Here is a 2,463-nt window from a genome sequence, read left to right as displayed (position 1 = left end):
GCCAGACACGCCTTGCCCGACGCATCCAACGCCACAGTCTGATTGAGCCCACCAGGCCCGGTGAAAGTCACCGTCCCCGTCGGCGTCCCCGAACCCGGAGCGTCCGTCGTCACCGTCGCACACACCGTCACCGACTCGCCACACACCGACGGATCCGGACTTGCCGTCACGACCGTCGTCGTGTCCGCCGCGTTCACCGTGACCGTAGTGCTGTCTGTGGAGCCGGCGAAACAGGGCCCTTCGCCGTTGTAGGTGGCCGTCACGGTGCCGGTCGCCAGTGATGTGGTGGTCAAGCAGGCCTTGCCGGTGGCGTCGAGTGTCACGGTCTGGTTGAGTCCGCCGGGCCCGGAGAAGGTCACCGTCCCCGTCGGCGTCCCCGAACCCGGAGCGTCCGTCGTCACCGTCGCACACACATCCACCGACTGACCGCACACCGACGGATTCGGGTTTGCGGTGGCCACGGTGGTGGTGGACGCCTCGTCGACGGTCACGTCGGCGCTGCCGGACGAGACTGCCGCACAGCCATCACCGTTATAGGTGGCCGTCACGGTGCCGGTCGCCAGCACCATCGTGGTCACACACGCGGTCCCGGACGCGTCCAGCACCGTCGTCTCATTGAGCCCCCCAGGTCCGGTGAAAGTCACCGTCCCCGTCGGCGTCCCCGAACCCGGCGGATCGATGGTCACGGTCGCACACACGTCCACCGACTGGCCACACACCGACGGATCCGGACTCACCGTCACCACGGTCGTCGACGATGCTGGGGTGACCGTCACGTCGGTCGTATCGGCGGACGGATTGAAACAGTCGTCGCCGTCATAGGTGGCCGTCACGGTGCCGGTCGCCAGCACCGCCGTGGACACACACGCGGTCCCGGACGCGTCCAGCACCGTCGTCTCATTGAGCCCCCCAGGTCCGGTGAAAGTCACCGTCCCCGTCGGCGTCCCCGAACCAGGAGCGTCCGTCGTCACCGTCGCACACACATCCACCGACTCGCCACACACCGACGGATCCGGACTCGCCGTCACGACCGTCGTCGTGTCCGCCGCGTTCACCGTGACGTCCACAGTGTCCGACGAGCCGGCGAAACAGGGCCCCTCGCCGTTATAGGTGGCCGTCACAGTTCCGCTGGCCAGCACCGTCGTGGTCACACACGCGGTCCCGGACGCGTCCAGCGCCACGGTCTGATTGAGCCCGCCGGGCCCGGAGAAGGTCACCGTCCCCGTCGGCGTCCCCGAACCCGGAGCGTCCGTCGTCACCGTCGCACACACATCCACCGACTGACCGCACACCGACGGATTCGGGTTTGCGGTGGCCACGGTGGTGGTGGACGCCTCGTCGACGGTCACGTCAGTGCTGCCGGACGAGACTGCCGCACAGCCATCACCGTTATAGGTGGCCGTCACGGTGCCGGTCGCCAGCACCATCGTGGTCACACACGCGGTCCCGGACGCGTCCAGCACCGTCGTCTCATTGAGCCCCCCAGGTCCGGTGAAAGTCACCGTCCCCGTCGGCGTCCCCGAACCCGGCGGATCGACGGTCACCGTCGCACACACGTCCACCGACTGGCCACACACCGACGGATCCGGACTCACCGTCACCACGGTGGTGGTGGACGCCTCGTCGACGGTCACGTCGGCGCTGCCGGACGAGACTGCCGCACAGCCATCACCGTTATAGGTGGCCGTCACGGTGCCGGTCGCCAGCACCGCCGTGGTCACACACGCGGTCCCGGACGCGTCCAGCACCGTCGTCTCATTGAGCCCCCCAGGTCCGGTGAAGGTCACCGTCCCCGTCGGCGTCCCCGAACCCGGCGGATCGACGGTCACCGTCGCGCACAGCTCGACCGATTCGCCGCACACAGACGGATCCGGGCTCGCCGTCACCACGGTGGTAGTGGGCGCGGCACTGACGACCTGGTCCAGCAGGCCGGAGGCAGAGGGATTGAAGTTGGCATCGCCGTTGTAGACGGCGATCACCTGATGCGTGGTCACACTGAGGTTGTCGATGCTGACTTGTGCCTGCCCGGAAGCGTCCAGTGTCCCGACCAGTGTGGGCCCGTCATCGCTGATGATGACGCTGACAGTGCCCGTCGGAGTCCCAGTGTCCGGTGGTACCGGGGCTACGGTGATGGTGAACGTGACCAGTTCACCGCAGACGGACGGGTTGGGTGACGAGGTGAGGGTGGTGGTGGTGTTTGCCATTGGTGCAGCCCCCTGTTCATCTGTACGGGGTGGAGAGGGCCCTTCCGTGGAGAGACGGGGACAGCAAAGCAGCCAAGAGCAAGCCAAGTTGACGCCTTGGGTCCGGCCGCCGTATCGATTGAACGGCCCGCCTGTTCTGATTCCAGTAGGCAGCGGAGTCAATCGTTAGGTTACTGAGGTTGAACTGGTGGAGTCGTATGGTGACGGGCTGTCGCTTCCTGCGGTATGACCATGGCATGCGGTATCCACAGGGAGGCGG

Annotated in this window: 1 protein-coding gene; it reads right to left on the bottom strand. The window is 67.0% G+C overall.

What is annotated here, in order from left to right; genetic code table 11:
• On the bottom strand, positions 1–2,366 hold a 2,366-nt coding region (locus ACFYMO_RS31655), incomplete at its 3' end, for an Ig-like domain repeat protein (RefSeq protein WP_388550928.1).
• Positions 2,367–2,463 lie beyond the last annotated feature (97 nt).

It is taken from the genome of Streptomyces sp. NPDC007025, assembly GCF_042869455.1.
In the GTDB taxonomy this organism is placed as follows: Bacteria; Actinomycetota; Actinomycetes; order Streptomycetales; family Streptomycetaceae; genus Streptomyces.
The sequence above is the reverse complement of the archived record's forward strand: the minus strand, read 5'-3'. Positions and strand labels throughout refer to the sequence as shown.